The following is an 18184-nucleotide window of genomic DNA, read 5'->3' as shown; positions in this document are numbered from 1 at the left end:
CGTCTGCGCGGTCTGAACGGAGAGCAGCCGAGCGTGGCTCGGCTCTACTGGAAGCAAGCGCAAGGCCTCATAATTGCCCGGACACCCCGCCCTGCGACCGGCTTCACTGGTCGACCGCGGGGCGTTTTCGTTTCCGGCCAAGACAGGAAGATCCATGAAGTCGATCTGTGTGTACTGCGGTTCCAACGCTGGCAGCAAGCCGGTCTACACCGAACGCGCCATCGCGCTGGGCGATCGCATTGCCCGCGACGGCATGCGCTTGGTGTACGGCGGCGGCAATGTCGGCCTGATGGGCACCGTGGCCAATGCCGTGCTCGCCGCCGGCGGTGAGGTCACCGGCGTGATTCCGCGCCAGCTGGCCGACTGGGAAGTGGCCCATCGCGGCCTGACCGAGCTGGAGATCGTCGGTTCGATGCATGAGCGCAAGTCGCGCATGTTCGATCTGTCCGATGGATTCGTCGCCCTGCCCGGTGGCTTCGGCACCATGGAAGAGATCTTCGAGATGCTGACCTGGCGCCAGCTCGGCATCGGCAACAAGCCCTGCGCCTTCCTTGATGTGGACGGTTTCTACGCGCCGCTGATCGGCATGATCGATCGCATGGTGGAGGAGCGCTTCCTGCACCCCGAGCAGCGCCAGGACCTGTGGTACGGCTCGGATATCGAGGAAATGCTGACCTGGATGAAGAACTACCAGCCGGCCCAGGCCTCGAAGTGGATCGACGAGAAGCGCCGCGCGGCGCTGCGTTGAAGTCGGTGTGCGCGGTGGCTCAGGCCGCCGCGCGCGTCCACGGTGCCGGCCGGCCCAGCAGGTAGCCCTGGCCGTAGTCGCAGCCGAGCTCGAACAGCGTGTCACGCTGCGCCTCGGTCTCGATGCCTTCGCCGATGGTCTCGATGCCCAGCGTGCGCGCCAGTGACAGTACGCCCTCCACCAGCGCGCGCGTGCTCTGCGCCTCCGGCCCGTGCAGGCCGGCAATGAAGCTCTGGTCGATCTTCAACGTGCTGATCGGGAAACGGTGCAGGTAGGACAGCGCCGAGAAGCCCGTGCCGAAATCATCCAGCTGCACCTGGATGCCGCGTTCACGCAGCCCCTTCAGGATGCGCAGCGTATGCGGACCATCGTCGAGCAGCGCGACCTCGGTGATCTCCAGCCGCAGCCGCCGCGGATCCGCGTTGCAGGCCTCCAGCAAGCCATACAGCCGCCCGCTGAACTCTGCAGAGCGGAAATGCCGTGGCGACACGTTGACCGACACATAGCCACGCCCACCATCGGCAAGGCCGGCGATGACCTGCTCGTAGATCAACCAGTCGACCTGTTCGATCAGGCCGCTTTCCTCGCCCAGCTCCAGGAACGCGCCCGGCAGCAACAGGCCACGGCGCTCATGCTTCCAGCGCAACAGGGCCTCGTGGCCGACCACCTCGCCGTCGGACAGGCGAACGATCGGCTGGTAGAACGGCACGAAATCGCGATTGTTGATCGCCCGTCGCAGGTCGGCTTCCAGATCCAGGCTGCGCAGCGCCTGCTCGCGCATCTCCTCGTCGAAAATCGAACAGCGGTCGTGGCCCTGGGCCTTGGCCCGGTACATCGCTGCATCGGCATCGCGCAGCAGCTCTTCGCCGGTACGGTAGCGCGGGTTCCACAGGGCGATACCCAGGCTGCCGGAGGGGAACAGCTCGCGACCGGCGATCCACATCGACTCCTGTAGCGCCAGCAACAACCGCTGGCCGAAATCCAGGGCCTGCGCCAGGCCCTCCGGACAGTGCAGCAGCACGGCGAACTCATCGCCACCCAGGCGCGCCACCACGTCGGTGTCACCCGCCATGGATACGATGCGCTTGGCTACCTCCACCAGCATGCGATCGCCGGCGGCGTGGCCGATGCTGTCGTTGACCAGCTTGAAGCGATCAAGGTCCAGGAACAGCACCGCGAACACCGGGCCGCCTTCGCGCCGGGCCTGGGCCAGCGCATCCTGCAGCCTGTCCAGCAGGTGCAGGCGGTTGGGCAGCCCGGTCAGCGCGTCGTGCATGGCCTGGTGGGTCAGTCGCTGCTCGGCACGCAGGCGTTCACCGATCTGCCCCAGCAGCTTGTCGTTGACCTCGGCCAGTTCGCGGGTGCGCTCTTCCACGCGCTTTTCCAGCTCGGCATGTGCCGAGCGCAGGCGCTGCTGGTCGCGCTGGCGCGCAAGACCAGTGCCGATGTTCTGCGCGACGAAGGTCAGCAGGCGCTGGTCATGCACGCTGAAATCGATCTGCTCGGTGTAACTCTGCACCACGATCGCGCCGACCACTTCGTCGTCGCGGAGCAAGGGCACCCCCAGCCAGCATTGCGAACGCGCGCCGGATTCGCGTACCTCGCCGGTTTCCAGCAGCGCATCGATCTGCGCACGCGAGGCCAGCAAGGGCCGACGATGGCGGACCACATACTCGGTCAGGCCACGGCTGAACGCGCGCGGTGCACGACTCGCGTTGTGCTCGTCGACCGAGTAGACGAAATCCAGCCCATCACCCTTGGCATTAACCAGCGCGATATAGAAATTGCGTGCGTCCAGCAGCCGCCCGACCACACCGTGCACCTGCCCGTAGAACTGCGCCAGGCTGTCGGCCGACATCGCCATTTCGGCAATGTTGTACAGCGCCGTCTGCAGCTGTTCGGCACGGCGGCGCTCGACCACTTCATCCTGCAGGCTGCGGTTTGCCCGCTGCAGCTCCAGCGTGCGCCGTTCCACCTGCTGCTCCAGCCGCACCTGCGCCTGGCGACGGTCCATCGCGGTCTGCACGTGCTGGGCGACAAAGCCCAGCAACGCCCGTTCGGCCTCGCCGTAGCGGGCCGCATGCTCGTAACTCTGCACCACGATCGCACCGCACACGCGACCATCGCGCAGCATCGGCACGCCCAGCCAGTCCAGACTTTCCGGGCCGCGCTGCGGGTCGTGCTCCTGGTCCACCCGCGCCAGCAGCTCGCGCGATGGCCCGCTCAGCGGGCGACCATGCCGCAGCAATGCCACCGTCAGGCTATGCGGCATTTCGTTGGCGTCATAGCTATGGGCTGGGTCGGCAATGAAATCGTCGAGCTGGTCGGCGAAGTAAAGAAAGCGGATCTGCCCCCGCACATCGTCGTACTCGACGATGTAACAGTTCTCTGCATACATCAGCGTGCCCAGCACGCCATGCACATGGCGCAGCATCTCGCCCATTTCCAGGTCGGCACCGGCCAGGTCAGCAATCTGGAACAAGGCCTGCTGCAACCGCTCGGCCTGTTCCAGCGCCTTGATCTGGCCCGCCTGGCGGTCGCGCTGCAAAGCCAGTTCCATCGCCTGCCTGGACAGTCCCCACCAGGCCGGGGAAGGTGTCGCCCCGCGCACCGACAGCAGCAGCCGGGCGCCGTCGTACTCCCAGCCGTGGCGGCCTTCAGCGTGGTCGGCCAGCGGCTGCCAGATGTCCTCGTCGTCGCCGCCGATCGGCCAACCGCCCCGGCCGCTGCCGAGCTGCGGATCGTCCCAGCCGACGCGCACGACCGCCGTTTCCGGCAGCAGCGCATGCAACGCGCGCACCAGCGCCGCGCTCAGCACGAGCTCGTTGTTTGACGCTTCCAGCGCGCGGTCGGCTTCGGTGGACAAATGACGTTCTCTTGGCGCCGCCTGAGCGCCGCCTCCCCTGAATTACCGAGCATAACGCGCCACCCGGGGGGCAATGGAAGCCCGGTAACCCCGAAACGTGCCCTCAAGCGTTTTTCCTGTCGATCCTCTCCCGATTCCCGCCGTGACCGTCGCCCTGTCCCACGCCATCGCCGGCTATGCGCCACCGCCTGCAGGGCTTACCCTGTACGGCGTGGATGCCAGCGCCCTGCCAACCGATGAAGCCTTGATGCTGGCCTGGGCCGCCGGTGACGTGCACGCGTTTGAAAGCCTGTATGCACGTCATCGCAAGCGCCTGTTCGGCTTCCTGCTGCGGCAACTGCGCGACACCGCGCTGGCCGAGGAGATGTTCCAGGACGTCTGGCAGCGGGTGATCAGCGCGCGGGCCGGCTGGCAGGCCGACGCGGCCTTCAGCACCTGGCTGTTCCGCATCGCCCACAACCGCCTGAACGACCACTGGCGTGCCGCCCGCCATCGCCCTGCTGCACCGGCAGATGCCGACCTGCGTCTGGCCGCGCTGGAGGATGGGCAGACCCCGGAAGCGGAACTGTCCGAATTCGAACAACGTCGCCGCATCCAACTGGCGATGGAAGAACTGCCCGCAGAACAGCGTGAAGTGCTGCAACTGCGGCTGGAACAGGAACTGAGCCTGGAGGAGATCGGCCAGATCACCGGCGTTGGCCGGGAAACCGTGAAATCGCGGCTGCGCTATGCGATGGACAAGCTGCGTGCGGGACTGAACGCATGAACCGAGATGATCCACTGACGCCGGAAGAACGCGAGCTGGCACGCCTGCTTGGGCGACGCGCCGAACAGGGCCCTCCACCGGCGCTGGACGCGGCGATCCTGGCCGCTGCGCGTGCGGCCGTGCAGGCGCCGGCCCCTGAGGCGACCCCGCTGCCGGCGGCACCGCGCACGCTGCGCCCGCGCCGCCGCTGGCCGGCCGTATTTGGCGTAGCCGCATCGACGGTGTTTGCCGTTGGCATTGCTTGGCAGATGCGTCCAGAGCCGCCGTCGGCGCCTGCGGAGGCGGTTGCCACCGCGCCGGCTGCACAGGAAATGGCAGCCGATGCGAGCGCCGAAGGCATGGCCTCCGACAGCGCGGCCGCTGATGTCGCGGCCGCCGAACCGGCACCTGCACCGACAGCAGCACCAGCACCTGCGGCCGCTGAGGCAGCACCTGCTTCGGCAGCGGCCGTCGCAGACGTGCCGAAACCCGCGCCCGCCGAACCTCGGCAGTTGCCTGCCCCGATGATGGCGCCGGCACCGCCACCTGCGCCCGCAGCCGACACCGCCTTTGCCTCGCCTGCGATGCCTGCGGCAGCGCCACCCGCACCGGAAGCCTATTCGGCGCCTGCACCTGCAGCCGCACCTGCGGCTCCTGCCGCCGCGATGAGGGCGCGCAAGGCCACTGCGGCGACGGCGGAATCAATGTCCTCCGCACAGGCCATCGCCGAAGACCGCATCGCGCCCAACGCGGCCAAGCAGGACGCGGCCGGCAGGATCGCACCGGGTGTCATGCGCCGTGCCAGTGACGCAGGGCTCAGCGCGGCGGACGTACAGGCCGAAGTACTGGCCGATGCCGGGCTGCCACGCCGGCAATGGCTGCAGAAGATCCGCGAGCGTCGCGATGCCGGCCAGCGCGACCTGGCCCGGGCGAGCCTGGAGCGCTACCTGCAGACCTATCCAGAGGCACGCCTGCCAAAGGATGTGCGGCCATTGCTGGACGACTGAAGCACCTCGACGGCAAGCCCGTAGAATGAAGGGAATGCCCGACACCCTCGCCCAACCGGTCAGCCACACCCTGGACGTCAAGCACAGCCGCTTCATCGCGCATGCCGCGCCGATCGAGAGTGCGTCTGCCGCCATGGCATTTCTGCGGGCCGTGGCCGTGGTCGATGCGACCCATAACTGCTGGGCCTACCGACACGGCCAGGACTATCGCTCCAGCGACGATGGCGAACCGGCCGGCACGGCTGGCCGACCGATCCTGGCGGCGATTGATGGCCAAGGCTTCGACCGTGTGATGGTGGTGGTCACCCGCTGGTTCGGCGGCATCAAGCTGGGCGCTGGTGGCCTGGTCCGGGCCTACGGCGGCGCGGCTGCCGAATGCCTGCGCACGGCGCCGCGCCTGCCATTGGTGGCGATGGCGCGGCTGCAGCTGCTGGCCGGATTCGAGGATCTGGGCGCTCTGCACGCCGCCCTGCCCGCCCATGCCGCCGAGAAGCGCGATGAACAGTTCGATGCCAATGGCGTGAGATTGCGGGTGGAATTGCCCGCAGACCAGGTCGACGCATTGAAAATCCGCCTGCGCGACGCCACCCGTGATCGTATCCGTATCCAAGATGACCCCCTCGATGACTGACAAGGACGCACCGGCTACCGACCCGGCTTCCCCGCCGCTGCGCCGCCTCGGCAGCCTGCGCACGCTGTGGCCATTCGTGCGCCGCCACAGCGGATTGTTCAGCGCCTGGTTGCTGGCCCTGGCCGTTTCTTCGGCAGCGACCCTGAGCCTGCCGCCTGCCGTGAAGCAGATGATCGACCACGGCTTCAGCAGCGGTGGCCAGATCAACCGTGCCTTTGCGCTGCTGATGCTGGTCGCTGTGGTACTGGCCTTGGCGACGGCCGCGCGCTTCTACTTTGTTTCGCTGCTCGGCGAGAAGGTCGTGGCCGATCTGCGCAGCCGCCTGTACGCGCACCTGATCCAGCTCGGCGCCGGCTTCCACGACCGCAGCCGCAGCGGCGAACTGGTTTCGCGCCTTACCGCCGACAGCGAACTGCTGCGCAGCGTGGTCGGCTCGACCATGTCCGTGGCGCTGCGCAGCAGCGTCACCGTGGTCGGCAGCCTGGCGATGCTGTTCGTCACCAGCCCGCGGTTGGCCGCCTGGTCGCTGCTCGGCATCCCGCTGGCGGTGCTGCCGATCATCATCGGCGCGCGCAAGCTGCGCACCATCGCGCGCAGCAGCCAGGACCGCATCGCCGATGCCAACAGCCTGGCCAGCGAAACGCTGGGGGCGGTGCGCACGGTGCAGGCGCATGCGCGCGAGCCCTATGAACGCGGCCGTTTCGATCATGCGCTGGGCGATGCGATCCGTGCCGCCCGTCGGCGCATCGGTGCGCAGTCGCTGGTCACCGCCAGCGCCATCCTGCTGGTGTTCGGCGCGATTGTCGGCGTGTTGTGGCTGGGTGCGCACGACGTCATCGACGGGCGCCTCAGCGCCGGCACGCTGGGCCAGTTCGTGCTGTACGCACTGATCGGTGGCGGCTCGGTCGGTGCGCTGGCCGAAGTGTGGAACGAACTGCAGCGCGCGTCCGGCGGCATGGGCCGCATCGGCGAGCTGCTGCAGGAAGACATCGAGATCCGTGCGCCGGCCAAGCCGCGCGCGCTGCCGCAACCGCTGCGTGGCGAAATCCACTTCGATGACGTGGTGTTCAACTACCCGCAGCGCCCGGACCAGGCCGCACTGGACCATTTCAACCTGCACGTGCGACCGGGTGAAACGGTTGCTCTGGTCGGCCCGTCAGGCGCCGGCAAGAGCACGGTGCTGTCGATGCTGCTGCGCTTCCACGATCCGGCCGCCGGCCGCATCTGCGTGGACGGCATCGATGTGCGCGACGTCGATCCGGCCGCGCTTCGCGCACAGCTTGCGCTTGTGCCACAGCAGCCGACATTGTTCGCCGCCAGCGCACGCGACAACATCCGCTATGGCCGGCTGGAGGCCAGCGATGCCGAGGTGGAAGACGCAGCCCGCGCCGCCGAGGCTGACGCCTTCCTTCGTGCGCTGCCAGAGGGCTACGACAGCGAACTGGGCGAGCGCGGTGCCCGCCTGTCCGGTGGCCAGCAGCAACGCGTGGCGATCGCCCGCGCCCTGCTGAAGGACGCACCGATCCTGCTGCTGGACGAGGCCACCAGCGCGCTGGACGCGCAGAGTGAGCATGGCGTGCAGCAGGCGCTGGAACGATTGATGGCCGGGCGCACCACGGTGGTCATCGCCCATCGGCTGGCGACCGTGTTGAAGGCTGACCGCATCGTGGTGATGGATCACGGCCGCATCGTGGCCGAGGGCACGCATGCGGAGCTGCTGGCTGAAGGCGGCCTGTATGCCGAGCTTGCACGCCTGCAGTTCATCGATTGATGACGGCCGCCTAACACCGGCCGGATCACTCTGACGGCGTTTCGAAGAACCACTGGAGGAAGTCAATCATGTCGTTCCGTCAGTTCCCTGCTGTCGACAGCAATGGCGAAAGCCACATCATCATCGAGTTCAAGCCCGAGGCCAGCGGCAGCGGGCATGGCTCCGAGACGACGCCGCGTTATGAACTCGACGACGGCCGCCAGCTGGTGCGCAACGGCCGCGAGTTCACCACCAGCGGCGGTGAAGTCCGGTTGTCGATCTAGCGGTCCGCTGTAGCGCCGAGCCACGTTCCGCCCCGCCGTTGGCTCCATCAAAAAAGGTTGGTCATTTTTTGACCAACCATCTTGACAGCCTTGCCCGCCAAGGCATGCGACAGGTTATCCACATGTTTGCGCAGAAGCCATCCACACGCCCTGTGGATGAATCCTACTAGGAGAGCACCCGGCCGATCCCGCTGGCATCCACCTCGGCTGCTGCTGCCGCGATAGCCCCTGGTTCACTGCCTGCCACGAAGCCGATGCGGAAATGCACTTCGCCCGCGGGTGTGCGCGAAGAATGGATCGAGGCCAGGCTGATGCCATGCTGCTCGAACACGTTGAGCAGTTCGCGCAACGAACCCGCGCGGTCTTCAGGTAGATGCACCGACAGTGCGTTACGCTCGGTCAGGTCGGCCAGCAGATAGCCGACGCGCTCGAAGGTGTAATTTCCCGCAGCCAGCGCCTGATCGCCGAAGGCACTCCTGTTGGCCCCCAGCAGGTGCTCGCGGAATGCGCCACGCGCAGCATCGTCGCCCTGCCCGACCTGCGCCTGCAGCGTCTGCAGTTGGCCGATCAGACGTTGCAGCATCGGCGCCACATAGGGATTGCCGAACTGGATGTCTTCGTAGATCGCCGGATTCAACGACAGGATGCGCGAGATGATCGCCGTATCCAGTTCGAACGAAGCCGACCGATACGGCAGCATCGCCGCCAGCGTGCCCAGCTGCGGCTGGTACTCGCGCAACACACCGGCCTGGGCCAGATGGGTCGCATGCACCATCGCCTGCACCAGCGCCATCATCTGGTCGTGGTGCTGCGGGGTGGCCCGCACGCATTCGGCCTGCAGCGCAAGGCACACCGCGTCCACCCAGGGCCGCCAATGCTGCAGGCGCGCCTCGCAGACCACCATCACCCGGCCTTTCAGAGTCGGCGCCTTGGGCGGCGCCGTCATCGGATGCAGGCCCACCACCTCGGCGCGCGAGGCCAGCATCGCCTGCACCGGCGCTTCCTTCACCGAGGTCACGTCCAGCCACAAGCGTTCCTGCTCGCGCCCAGCCGACAGGCTCACGTACTCGGCAATCAACGCGGACGTGTGCCGGATCGGTGCGGAGAACACCAGCACATCAGCCTGTTCCAGCAACTGCTCCGGCGCATGCGAGCCCGGGTCGGCCGGATCGTGGCCGATCACCTGCACCTGCATGTGCTGTTCGAAGAACCGGGTCAGCCAGCGCCCGTAGGCGCCGGCACTGCCGACGATGCCAACCGTGCGCGGCGTGCGTTCGTGCAGATCGCTCATGCCAGTCGTTCGGCGCGGAAGCGCATCCCGTCGGCCAGGGCCGCCGGTGCGGCTGCGATCACGTCGAACTCCTCGAAACCATGGGCCAGGGTTGCCTCCAGCGCCGCATGGGTGCCGGCGATGGCGCGCGAGATGGCCATCTGCATCGGCTCACCGCGCAGCAGGAAGGACACCATCAGCGACATCAGCACATCGCCGGTACCGGCCACGTCGACCGGCAGCAGCGGCGAAGTCCAGCGCCAGGTTTCCTCGCGACCGACAGCCAGCGTCACCAGCTCGCCCGGATTGCCGCCGACGCTGTGTGCCAGCACCCACTGCGGACCGCGTGCCAGCAGCGCATGCGAGGCGGCGATGGCATCGGCCTCGACCAGCGCCGGCATGCCGGTCAGTCGCCCGAGTTCGAAGGCGTTCGGGGTGACCAGCCAAGCATGTGGCAGCAAGCGCTCAGCGAAGATCGCCTCCAGGCCCGGCTCCACATAGGGACCGGTGTGCGTATCGCCGATCACCGGGTCCAGGCAGTAACGCAGCTGCGGGCATGCCGGCAGGATCTCGTCCAGCCAATCGGCGAATGCGGCACCGTTGGCGGCGCTGCCGAAGTAGCCGGACACCAGCATCTTCGCCCGTTGCGGAAGACCCCGTTCGCGGGTGCCAAGCAGCAGGTCGGCGAACCAGTCACTGGGCAGCACACGGCCACGGGTAGTCTCGTAGAACGGCGCATTGCTCAGCAGCGTGGTCGGGATCGAGGCCACGCGCACGCCGAGCGCGCGCATCGGTGGCAGCGCGGCGCTGTTGCCGGCGTGGCCGTAGACCAGTTGCGATTGGACCGAAATGACATCGATCGGCGAAGGGCCGTCGGGCCGCTGGCGGCGGCCGTGGACCAAGTGGTTGTCGAGGGATTCGCTCATGCCCGCATTCTACGCCCAAGGGGGTTTTCGGCAGGGCTGCGCCCTGCACCCACGGTAGTGCCGGCCGCTGGCCGGCAACCTCAACAGCAACTGCAACGACAACAGCAACAGCGGGCTATCCGTGAGATGGCGGGTTGTGTCCGGTTGCGGGGGACGCCGTAAATCCGTCCATGGAGGCTCGGTCGCGCCATCCATGGCGCTCACGCCCCCGCAACCGGACCCAACCCGCCTTCGACAGATTTCTTCGATCTGCCGGAATGGCATGGCCTGCTCTTGGTGGGTGTCGACCTTGGTCGACACGGTAGGTCCACGCCATGCGTGGATGTTCTACATTCAATTGTCCAAATATTCGATTTCGATGGAGATTCATCCACGCATGGCGTAGATCTACTGGCCACCGGAAAACTGTCGAAGGCGGGGCACTGTGGGTTTGCGGGGTGTGAGCCGCATGGATGCGGCGACCAAGCCTACAAGGACGTACTTGCGGCGACCCCGCAAACCCACAGTGCCCCGCCATCTCCCGGAGTGCCGCTGTTGCTGTTGCTGTTGCTGTAGCTGCTGCCGGCCAGCGGCCGGCACTACCGCGGGTGCAGGGCGCAGCCCTGCAGAAGAACACTCCTTCAGTGCACAGGCTTCGACGGCGGCAACCACGCCGCCACGATGCCCAGCAGCGGCAGGAACGCGGTCAACTGGTAGACGAATTCGATGCTGGTCTTGTCGGCCAGCAGGCCGAGCACTGCTGCGCCAAGGCCGCCCATCCCGAAGGCGAAGCCGAAGAACAGACCGGACACCATGCCGATACGATGCGGCATCATTTCCTGCGCGTAGACCACGATGGCCGAGAACGCGGACGACAGGACGAAGCCGATCAGCACCGCCAGTATCGTGGTCCACAGCAGATCGGCATGCGGCAGCATCAGCGCGAACGGTGCCACACCCAGGATCGAGGCCCAGATGATCGGCTTGCGGCCGATACGATCACCCAGCGGCCCGCCAAAGAAGCCGCCCGCGGCGGACGCCACCAGGAAGGCGAACAGATGCAACTGCGCCTGCGCCACCGGAATGCCGAAATGATGCATCAGGTAGAACGTGAAATAGCTGCCGATGCTGGCCATGTAGAAGTACTTGCTGAAGATCAGTACCAGCAGGATGGCCAGCACCCGGGCAATCGTGCGCGGCGGATGGCGCGCGGCGATCACGCCGTGTGCTGCTGGCCGGGGGGCGCCCAGATGCATCGAATACCAGCGGCCGACATAGGTCAGCAGGGCAATACCGATCAACGCTGCACCGGCAAACCACGACGCGGAATGCTGGCCGTAGGGCACGATCACCGCTGCGGCGATCAGCGGCCCCAGGGCCGTACCGAAGTTGCCGCCCACCTGGAACACCGACTGCGCCAGGCCATGCCGGCCGCCTGAGGCCAGGCGTGCGATACGTGAGGCTTCCGGATGGAAGATCGCCGAACCAATACCGACCAGCGCGGCGGCCAGCAGCACCATCGCGTAATTGGGCGCGAAGCCCAGCAGCAGCATGCCGCACAAGGTCGAGGCCATGCCGATCGGCAGGGAATACGGTGCCGGCCGGCGGTCGGTGGCGAGCCCGACCAGCGGCTGGAAGATCGAGGCGGTGAGCTGGTAGGTCAGTGTGATCAGGCCGATCTGGGTAAAGCTGAGGTTGAAGCCGCCCTTGATCACCGGATAGATGGCCAGGATCAGCGACTGCATCATGTCGTTGACCATGTGCGAGCTGGAGATCGCCGCCAGCACTCCTGGCGATACGGGGCGGGCGGATACGGCGGGAGAAGCCAGAGTCGACATTGCGCACGGTCAGGATGGGGGCGAGCCGTGCATGCTACGGTGGCCATCCGCTCCCTTCTGCCGCGTTCTGGTCATGGCCTATCGCAAAAAGGACACCCCCTGCCCCATCCGCGAAACCGCGCCGTGGAACGACGTGCCGGTGCACCGCCCGGTGACCTGCCGCGCGCGCGATTACCCGGCCGGCACCCGTGTTGCAGCGCATAAACATCGCCGCCACCAGCTGGTCTATTCGATGTCCGGGCTGATGGTGGTGCGATCGGAAGTCGGCCGCTGGGTGGTGCCCTCCACCCGCGCCATCTGGATGCCGGCGGGCATGGCGCATGCGGTGGACTGCATCGCCGAGGTGCATATGCGCAGCCTGTACATCGAACCGGCGTTCGCCCCGCACCTGCCCGCCGAGGCCTTCGCCGTGCAGGTGGCACCGCTGCTGCGCGAACTGCTGCAGGCGGCCAGCCTGATCGACGGACCGCATGAAGAGGACAGCCGCGATGGGCGGGTGGTGCGGCTGATGCTCGATGAACTGCACCGCATGGACGTACTGCCGTTGCACCTGCCCGAGCCCGTCGACCCGCGCCTGCACAGGATCTGCCAGCACATCCAGAAGCATCCCGGCGACGAGGCCACCCTGCAGGACTGGGCGCAGGCGTTGGCAATCGACGTGAAAACCATCCAGCGCCACTTCGCCAGCGAACTCGGTATGACCTTCGGCCAGTGGCGGCAGCAGGCGCGCCTGCTGGCCGCGATGGAACGGCTGGCCCGCGGCGAGAAGGTGATCGATGTGGCGCTGGCGATGGGCTATGACAGCCCGAGCGCGTTCACCAGCATGTTCAAGCGCCAGCTGGGGCAGACGCCGGCGGCGTTTTTCCGTTGATCCGTTGAAACGGCATCCACGCATGGCGTGGATCTACTGCAACGCAAACGAAAACGCCGGGCAGAGCCCGGCGCTGTCGTTCAACGTTTCCGTTGAGAACTCAGGACGTCATCCGGTCCCAGAAGCCCTTCACCCCATCGATGAAGGTGGCCGACTTCGGCGAATGCTTGCGCGCGTCCTCGCCGTTGAAGGTGGCCTCGAACTGCTCCAGCAGCTTGCGCTGGTCGCTGGTCAGGTTGACCGGGGTCTCCACCACCACGCGGCAGTACAGGTCGCCTTCGCTGCGGCTGCGCACCGAGCGCACACCCTTGCCGCGCAGACGGAACAGCTTGCCGGTCTGGGTCTCGGCCGGAATGCGGATTTCTGCTTCGCCACCGAGGGTCGCCACGCGCACGGTGTCACCCAGCGCGGCCTGCGAAATGCGGATCGGCACTTCGCAGTGCAGGTCGTCGCCGTCGCGCTGGAAGATGTGGTGCTCACGCACGCGCACTTCCACGTACAGATCGCCCGGCGGCGTACCCGCCGGACCGGCCTCGCCCTCACCCGCCAGGCGGATGCGGTCACCGGTATCCACGCCCGCCGGCACCTTCACCGACAGCACCTTGTCTTCTTCGACACGGCCGTTGCCGTGGCAGGTCTTGCAGGGCTTGGCGATGATCTGGCCACGGCCGCCGCAGTTATGGCACGCCTGCTGCATGGCGAAGATGCCGCGTTGGATACGCACCTGGCCGCGACCATGGCAGACGTTGCAGGTCTCGACCTTGCCGTCTTCCGAGCCGCTGCCATCGCAGTCGCCGCATTCGGCCAGAGTCGGAATCTCGATGCGGCGTTCGACGCCACGCACTGCTTCTTCCAGATCCAGTTCCATCACGTAACCGATGTCGGCGCCGCGGCGCGCCTGGCGCGGACCACCGCCGCCGGCACCACCAAAGATGTTGCCGAAGATGTCGCCGAAGATGTCGTTCATGTCCGGGCCGCCCGGACCACCACCGCCACCGCCCATGCCGTGTTCGAACGCGGCGTGGCCATGGCTGTCGTACATGCGGCGCTTGTTGCCGTCGGACAGTACTTCGTAGGCTTCCTTGCACTCCTTGAAGGAGGCTTCGGCCGCCGCATCACCCGGGTTGCGGTCCGGGTGGAATTTCATCGCGCAACGACGATAGGACTTCTTCAGTTCTTCGTCGGTGGCGGTGCGGGCAACGCCCAGCACTTCGTAGTAATCGCGCTTGCTCATATCGTGGATCGCATTCCGGAAAGTCGGGATTCGTCAAAGCGGAAGAGCGGAACCAGGTCCGCTCTTGCGTCGGGCGCCCCGACACGCCAGAGGGCGGTCAGGACCCTGATACGACAACGGGACGCTGGCAAGCAGCGTCCCGCGTCGGTCCGGATCAGGACTTCTTGTCGTCCTTGACTTCGGTGAACTCGGCGTCCACCACGTCATCCTGCGCCTTGCCCGCATTGCCCGCGTCGGCACCCGGGGCTGCATCGCCCTGGTCGGCCGAAGCGGCAGCGAACAGCGACTGGCCGGCTTCTTCCAGCACCTTCGACTTGGCTTCGATCTGTGCCTTGTCGTCGCCCTTCATCGCGGTTTCCAGATCAGCCAGAGCCGCTTCGACCTTGCCGATCACTTCGCCGCCGACCTTGCTGCCGTGCTCGGTGATCGCGCTGCGGGTACCGTGGATCAGGGCATCGGCCTGGTTGCGGGTCTGCACCAGCTCCTGGAACTTCTTGTCTTCTTCGCGGTTGGCTTCCGCGTCGGCGACCATGCGTGCGATCTCTTCCTCGGACAGACCCGAACCGGCCTTGATCTCGACCTTCTGTTCCTTGTTGGTCTTCTTGTCCTTGGCCGACACGTGCAGGATGCCGTTGGCGTCGATGTCGAAGGACACTTCCACCTGCGGCAGGCCGCGCGGGGCCGGCTCGATGCCGGACAGGTCGAACTTGGCCAGCGACTTGTTGAAGCGGGCCTGTTCGCGCTCACCCTGCAGCACGTGCACGGTCACGGCCGACTGGTTGTCCTCGGCGGTGGAGAACACTTGCGAGGCCTTGGTCGGGATGGTGGTGTTCTTCTCGATGATCTTGGTGAACACACCGCCCATGGTTTCGATACCCAGCGACAGCGGGGTCACGTCCAGCAGCAGCACGTCCTTGACGTCGCCGCCGAGCACGCCACCCTGGATCGCAGCACCCAGTGCCACGGCTTCGTCCGGGTTGACGTCCTTGCGCGGTTCCTTGCCGAAGAATTCGGTGACAGCCTGCTGCACCTTCGGCATGCGGGTCTGGCCACCGACCAGGATCACTTCGCTGATATCGCTCGAACGCAGGCCGGCGTCATTCAACGCAACGCGGCACGGCTCGATCGACTTCTTGATCAGCTCTTCCACCAGCGATTCCAGCTTGGCGCGGGTCAGCTTGATGTTCAGGTGCTTCGGACCCGACGCGTCAGCGGTGACGTACGGCAGGTTCACTTCGGTCTGCTGGGCGCTGGACAGCTCGATCTTGGCGCGCTCGGCAGCATCCTTCAGGCGCTGCAGGGCCAGCGGATCCTTGCGCAGGTCGATGCCCTGGTCCTTGTTGAACTCTTCAACCAGGTACTCGATGACGCGGTTGTCGAAGTCTTCGCCACCCAGGAAGGTGTCGCCGTTGGTGGCCAGCACTTCGAACTGCTTCTCGCCGTCGACGTTGGCGATCTCGATCACCGAGACGTCGAAGGTGCCGCCGCCCAGGTCGTACACAACGATCTTGCGATCCTTGTTGTCGCCCTTGTCCAGGCCATAGGCCAGCGCGGCCGCGGTCGGCTCGTTGATGATGCGCTTGACGTCCAGACCGGCGATGCGGCCTGCGTCCTTGGTCGCCTGGCGCTGGCTGTCGTTGAAGTAGGCCGGCACGGTGATGACCGCTTCGGTGACCTTCTCACCGAGGAAGTCCTCGGCGGTCTTCTTCATCTTCTCCAGCACCTTGGCCGAGATTTCCTGCGGCGCCATCTTCTTGGCGTCGCTGGTGGACACCCAGGCATCGCCATTGTCATGGGCCAGGATGCCGTACGGGACGTGCGCGATGTCCTTCTGCACTTCGGCGTCGGTGAACTTGCGGCCGATCAGGCGCTTCACCGCGTAGAAGGTGTTCTTCGGGTTGGTCACGGCCTGGCGCTTGGCCGAGGCACCGACCAGGACTTCGCCGTCCTTGGTGTAGGCGACGATCGACGGGGTGGTGCGATCGCCTTCCGAATTTTCGATGACGCGGGCCTTGCCGCCGTCCATGATCGCCACGCACGAGTTGGTGGTGCCGAGGTCGATACCAATGATCTTGCCCATGGGGGACTCCTTGAAGGATGTTGTTTTTGTCAGTCCGGCCGTTCGGCCGGTGGATGAATGGGATGTGGGGGAGGCTCGTGGAACATTCAAGCCACCCCCCGAACGCTGTGTTTCCGTTCGCCCAACACGTTCAGCGTCGGTCGTGCCGAGGCCCCGTACGGGGCGAGGACACCCGCGCCAGGCCTGGCCCAGCGCGCGGGGTCAATCGGCGGCAACCACCACCAGCGCCGGCCGCAGCAGGCGCTCGTTGAGCAGGTAACCCTTCTGGAACACGGTCACCACGCTGCCCGGGGCGGCGCCGGGGGCGGCGACCTGGCTGATCGCCTGGTGGTGTTCCGGGTTGAACGGCTGGCCGGTCGGGTCCAGCAGGACCAGGCCGTTGTCGGCGGCAACCTTCAGCAGCTGCTTGTAGGTCATTTCCAGACCTTCACGCAGCGGATGGGCATCGTCGCCGGCGGCCTTGAGGCCGGCATCGAGGCTGTCGAATACCGGCAGCAGCTCACCCAGCAGCTTTTCGTTGGCAAACTTGCGCGCCTGCTCGATATCGCGGGCCACGCGCTTGCGCTGGTTGTCGAGGTCGGCGCGCTCACGCAGCGCTTCGGCCTTGACCTGCTCCACTTCGGCGCGGAGCTGTTCGATCTGTTCGTTGACGCCCTCGGCGGCAGCTGCGTCGGCGGCGGCCTGCTGGGCGGCGATGTCTGGCTGATCTTGATTCATGTCTGGGTCCCTGGCGGTCACTCTCCGCCTCCACCCACCCTAGTGTGGGCGGGATGCTGCGTTTCAAGCGTCCGATGCACCTGGACTTCGCCCGCCGGGCGAAAAGGCCGCTCCGAGCACATCGGCGGTGGCTTGGACCAGTGGGATCATGCGGTCGTAGGCCATCCGTTTCGGCCCGATCACGCCCAGCACGCCCAGTACCTGGCCATTGGCGGTGTACGGCGCGGTGACCAGCGAGACGCCCTGCAGGGGCACCACGCCGGTTTCTTCGCCAATGAAGATGCGCACGCCGGGGGCCTGGATGGTCCGCTCCAGCAGCTGCAGGATCTCCCGCTTGCTGGAGAACAGCTCGAACAGTTCGCGCAGGCGCTCCAGGTCGGACAGGTCCTGCACCCCCATCAGACGGGTCTGGCCGGCCACCAGCATGTCGTCGGCCGGCGGCTGCAGGGCCTGCTCGGCCAGCTCGATGCTGTGCGCCAGCACCTGTTCCAGCTCGGACCGCGCGTCGCGCAGCTCCAACAGCAGGCGGGTACGGATCTCGGCCAGGGGCAGCCCGGCGAAGTGGGCATTGAGGTAGTTGGCCACCTGCTCCAGCTGCCCCGGCGCGAAGTCCTGGCGGGTTTCGATCACCCGGTTCTGCACCTCATTGTCGGCAAACACCAGGATCGCCAGCACCCGGCGTCCGTCCAGCGCCACGAAATCGATCTGGCGGAAGGCGAACTGCTCACGGCGCGGGGCGCTGACCACGCCAACGAAATGACTCATCGCCGACAACAGCTCCGAGGCGCTGCCAAGCAGGGCCTGGGTACTGCCGCCTCCGGCCAGTTCCTGACGCAGCCGGGCCAGCTCACCTTCGCCCGGCGGCTGCATCTGCAGCAGGCTGTCGACGAACACCCGATAGCCATGCGCGGTCGGAATGCGGCCTGCCGAGGTATGCGGTGAGGCCAACAGGCCCAGGTCTTCCAGATCCCCAAGGATGTTGCGGATGGTGGCGGGACTGACCTCCAGGCCGGCCACACGCGCCAGCGTCTGCGAGCCCACGGGTTCGCCGTCCTGGATGTAGCGCGCGATCAGCGTGCGCAGCAGGTGCCGCGCGCGAGGGGCAAGTTGGTCGGGAGAACCGTGCATGGAATCAACCTGTGAGACAGGGACATTAGATAATGGCGACGCATCCCCTTGGCAAGTCATTGGACGACCCCGCCGCGCGTGCTAGCGTTGCGCGGCTGCAGACACCCCCT

15 protein-coding genes are annotated in these 18184 nt (G+C 66.5%); 7 read left to right on the top strand and 8 right to left on the bottom strand.

Going from position 1 to position 18184, the window contains the following annotated elements:
* Positions 1 to 154: 154 nt before the first annotated feature.
* Entirely contained in the window at positions 155 to 748 is a 594-nt protein-coding gene (locus ACQ5SA_RS14115) for an LOG family protein (RefSeq protein WP_089240478.1), read from the top strand.
* A gap of 19 nt (positions 749 to 767) precedes the next feature.
* On the opposite strand, the gene ACQ5SA_RS14110 is transcribed toward ACQ5SA_RS14115, so the two are convergent.
* Positions 768 to 3614 (bottom strand): bifunctional diguanylate cyclase/phosphodiesterase, encoded by a 2847-nt coding sequence (locus ACQ5SA_RS14110; protein ID WP_499314549.1) that lies wholly within the window; start codon positions 3612 to 3614, stop codon positions 768 to 770.
* Positions 3615 to 3861: 247 nt separating this feature from the next.
* Between ACQ5SA_RS14110 and ACQ5SA_RS14105 the strand changes: the two genes are divergently transcribed.
* From ACQ5SA_RS14105 to ACQ5SA_RS14085, 5 genes are all read left to right on the top strand, one after another.
* On the top strand, positions 3862 to 4380 hold the full coding sequence (locus tag ACQ5SA_RS14105) for an RNA polymerase sigma factor (protein ID WP_218946912.1): 519 nt from the start codon (positions 3862 to 3864) through the stop codon (positions 4378 to 4380).
* A complete protein-coding gene (locus ACQ5SA_RS14100; protein WP_499314547.1) occupies positions 4377 to 5366 on the top strand; it encodes a hypothetical protein in 990 nt (329 codons plus the stop codon). The genes ACQ5SA_RS14105 and ACQ5SA_RS14100 overlap by 4 nt, the downstream gene beginning before the upstream one ends.
* A 34-nt stretch (positions 5367 to 5400) precedes the next feature.
* Positions 5401 to 5997: an IMPACT family protein gene (locus tag ACQ5SA_RS14095; RefSeq protein WP_499314545.1), complete on the top strand. Its 597-nt coding sequence runs from the start codon at positions 5401 to 5403 to the stop codon at positions 5995 to 5997.
* Positions 5990 to 7768 (top strand): ABC transporter transmembrane domain-containing protein, encoded by a 1779-nt coding sequence (locus ACQ5SA_RS14090; protein WP_499314543.1) that lies wholly within the window; start codon positions 5990 to 5992, stop codon positions 7766 to 7768. Before ACQ5SA_RS14095 ends, ACQ5SA_RS14090 begins: the two co-directional genes overlap by 8 nt.
* A 68-nt stretch (positions 7769 to 7836) precedes the next feature.
* Positions 7837 to 8031, top strand: a complete 195-nt coding sequence (locus ACQ5SA_RS14085; RefSeq protein ID WP_088101408.1) for a hypothetical protein — start codon at positions 7837 to 7839, stop codon at positions 8029 to 8031.
* A 166-nt stretch (positions 8032 to 8197) separates the two neighbouring features.
* Here ACQ5SA_RS14085 and ACQ5SA_RS14080 read toward each other — a convergent pair whose 3' ends face one another.
* The 3 genes from ACQ5SA_RS14080 to ACQ5SA_RS14070 all read right to left on the bottom strand — a co-directional run bounded on the left by ACQ5SA_RS14080 (position 8198) and on the right by ACQ5SA_RS14070 (position 12044).
* Positions 8198 to 9322: a prephenate dehydrogenase gene (locus ACQ5SA_RS14080; protein ID WP_499314541.1), complete on the bottom strand. Its 1125-nt coding sequence runs from the start codon at positions 9320 to 9322 to the stop codon at positions 8198 to 8200.
* Positions 9319 to 10227, bottom strand: a complete 909-nt coding sequence (gene pdxY, locus ACQ5SA_RS14075) for a pyridoxal kinase (RefSeq protein ID WP_108264904.1) — start codon at positions 10225 to 10227, stop codon at positions 9319 to 9321. The genes ACQ5SA_RS14080 and pdxY overlap by 4 nt, the downstream gene beginning before the upstream one ends.
* Before the next feature lie 620 nt (positions 10228 to 10847).
* The gene (locus ACQ5SA_RS14070; protein WP_230111373.1) at positions 10848 to 12044 is read right to left on the bottom strand and encodes an MFS transporter; all 1197 of its coding nucleotides are present in this window, start codon (positions 12042 to 12044) and stop codon (positions 10848 to 10850) included.
* A 73-nt stretch (positions 12045 to 12117) separates the two neighbouring features.
* Between ACQ5SA_RS14070 and ACQ5SA_RS14065 the strand changes: the two genes are divergently transcribed.
* Positions 12118 to 12915 carry an AraC family transcriptional regulator gene (locus ACQ5SA_RS14065; protein ID WP_499314540.1) on the top strand — a complete coding sequence of 266 codons (798 nt, stop codon included), beginning with the start codon at positions 12118 to 12120 and terminating at the stop codon, positions 12913 to 12915.
* 100 nt (positions 12916 to 13015) lie between these two features.
* On the opposite strand, the gene dnaJ is transcribed toward ACQ5SA_RS14065, so the two are convergent.
* The 4 genes from dnaJ to hrcA form a co-directional block, all read right to left on the bottom strand.
* A complete protein-coding gene (gene dnaJ, locus ACQ5SA_RS14060; protein WP_025878872.1) occupies positions 13016 to 14149 on the bottom strand; it encodes a molecular chaperone DnaJ in 1134 nt (377 codons plus the stop codon).
* 154 nt (positions 14150 to 14303) lie between these two features.
* Entirely contained in the window at positions 14304 to 16229 is a 1926-nt protein-coding gene (gene dnaK, locus ACQ5SA_RS14055) for a molecular chaperone DnaK (RefSeq protein ID WP_499314538.1), read from the bottom strand.
* Positions 16230 to 16430: 201 nt separating this feature from the next.
* Entirely contained in the window at positions 16431 to 16946 is a 516-nt protein-coding gene (gene grpE / locus ACQ5SA_RS14050) for a nucleotide exchange factor GrpE (protein ID WP_089240452.1), read from the bottom strand.
* A 63-nt stretch (positions 16947 to 17009) separates the two neighbouring features.
* Positions 17010 to 18074: a heat-inducible transcriptional repressor HrcA gene (gene hrcA, locus ACQ5SA_RS14045; protein WP_089240450.1), complete on the bottom strand. Its 1065-nt coding sequence runs from the start codon at positions 18072 to 18074 to the stop codon at positions 17010 to 17012.
* Positions 18075 to 18184: the final 110 nt, after the last annotated feature.

This window comes from Stenotrophomonas indicatrix, assembly GCF_050573115.1.
GTDB classification, from domain to species: Bacteria; Pseudomonadota; Gammaproteobacteria; order Xanthomonadales; family Xanthomonadaceae; genus Stenotrophomonas; species Stenotrophomonas lactitubi_A.
This window is presented reverse-complemented; position numbering and strand designations above follow the sequence as displayed.

Bases quoted from the DNA above. Each gene is read 5' to 3' on its own strand.
- ACQ5SA_RS14115 (WP_089240478.1), top strand. From the start codon at position 155: ATGAAGTCGATCTGTGTGTACTGCGGTTCCAACGCTGGCAGCAAGCCG.
- ACQ5SA_RS14105 (WP_218946912.1), top strand. From the start codon at position 3,862: ATGCTGGCCTGGGCCGCCGGTGACGTGCACGCGTTTGAAAGCCTGTAT.
- ACQ5SA_RS14100 (WP_499314547.1), top strand. From the start codon at position 4,377: ATGAACCGAGATGATCCACTGACGCCGGAAGAACGCGAGCTGGCACGC.
- ACQ5SA_RS14095 (WP_499314545.1), top strand. From the start codon at position 5,401: ATGCCCGACACCCTCGCCCAACCGGTCAGCCACACCCTGGACGTCAAG.
- ACQ5SA_RS14090 (WP_499314543.1), top strand. From the start codon at position 5,990: ATGACTGACAAGGACGCACCGGCTACCGACCCGGCTTCCCCGCCGCTG.
- ACQ5SA_RS14085 (WP_088101408.1), top strand. From the start codon at position 7,837: ATGTCGTTCCGTCAGTTCCCTGCTGTCGACAGCAATGGCGAAAGCCAC.
- ACQ5SA_RS14080 (WP_499314541.1), bottom strand. From the start codon at position 9,322: ATGAGCGATCTGCACGAACGCACGCCGCGCACGGTTGGCATCGTCGGC.
- pdxY (WP_108264904.1), bottom strand. From the start codon at position 10,227: ATGAGCGAATCCCTCGACAACCACTTGGTCCACGGCCGCCGCCAGCGG.
- ACQ5SA_RS14070 (WP_230111373.1), bottom strand. From the start codon at position 12,044: ATGTCGACTCTGGCTTCTCCCGCCGTATCCGCCCGCCCCGTATCGCCA.
- ACQ5SA_RS14065 (WP_499314540.1), top strand. From the start codon at position 12,118: ATGGCCTATCGCAAAAAGGACACCCCCTGCCCCATCCGCGAAACCGCG.
- dnaJ (WP_025878872.1), bottom strand. From the start codon at position 14,149: ATGAGCAAGCGCGATTACTACGAAGTGCTGGGCGTTGCCCGCACCGCC.
- dnaK (WP_499314538.1), bottom strand. From the start codon at position 16,229: ATGGGCAAGATCATTGGTATCGACCTCGGCACCACCAACTCGTGCGTG.
- grpE (WP_089240452.1), bottom strand. From the start codon at position 16,946: ATGAATCAAGATCAGCCAGACATCGCCGCCCAGCAGGCCGCCGCCGAC.
- hrcA (WP_089240450.1), bottom strand. From the start codon at position 18,074: ATGCACGGTTCTCCCGACCAACTTGCCCCTCGCGCGCGGCACCTGCTG.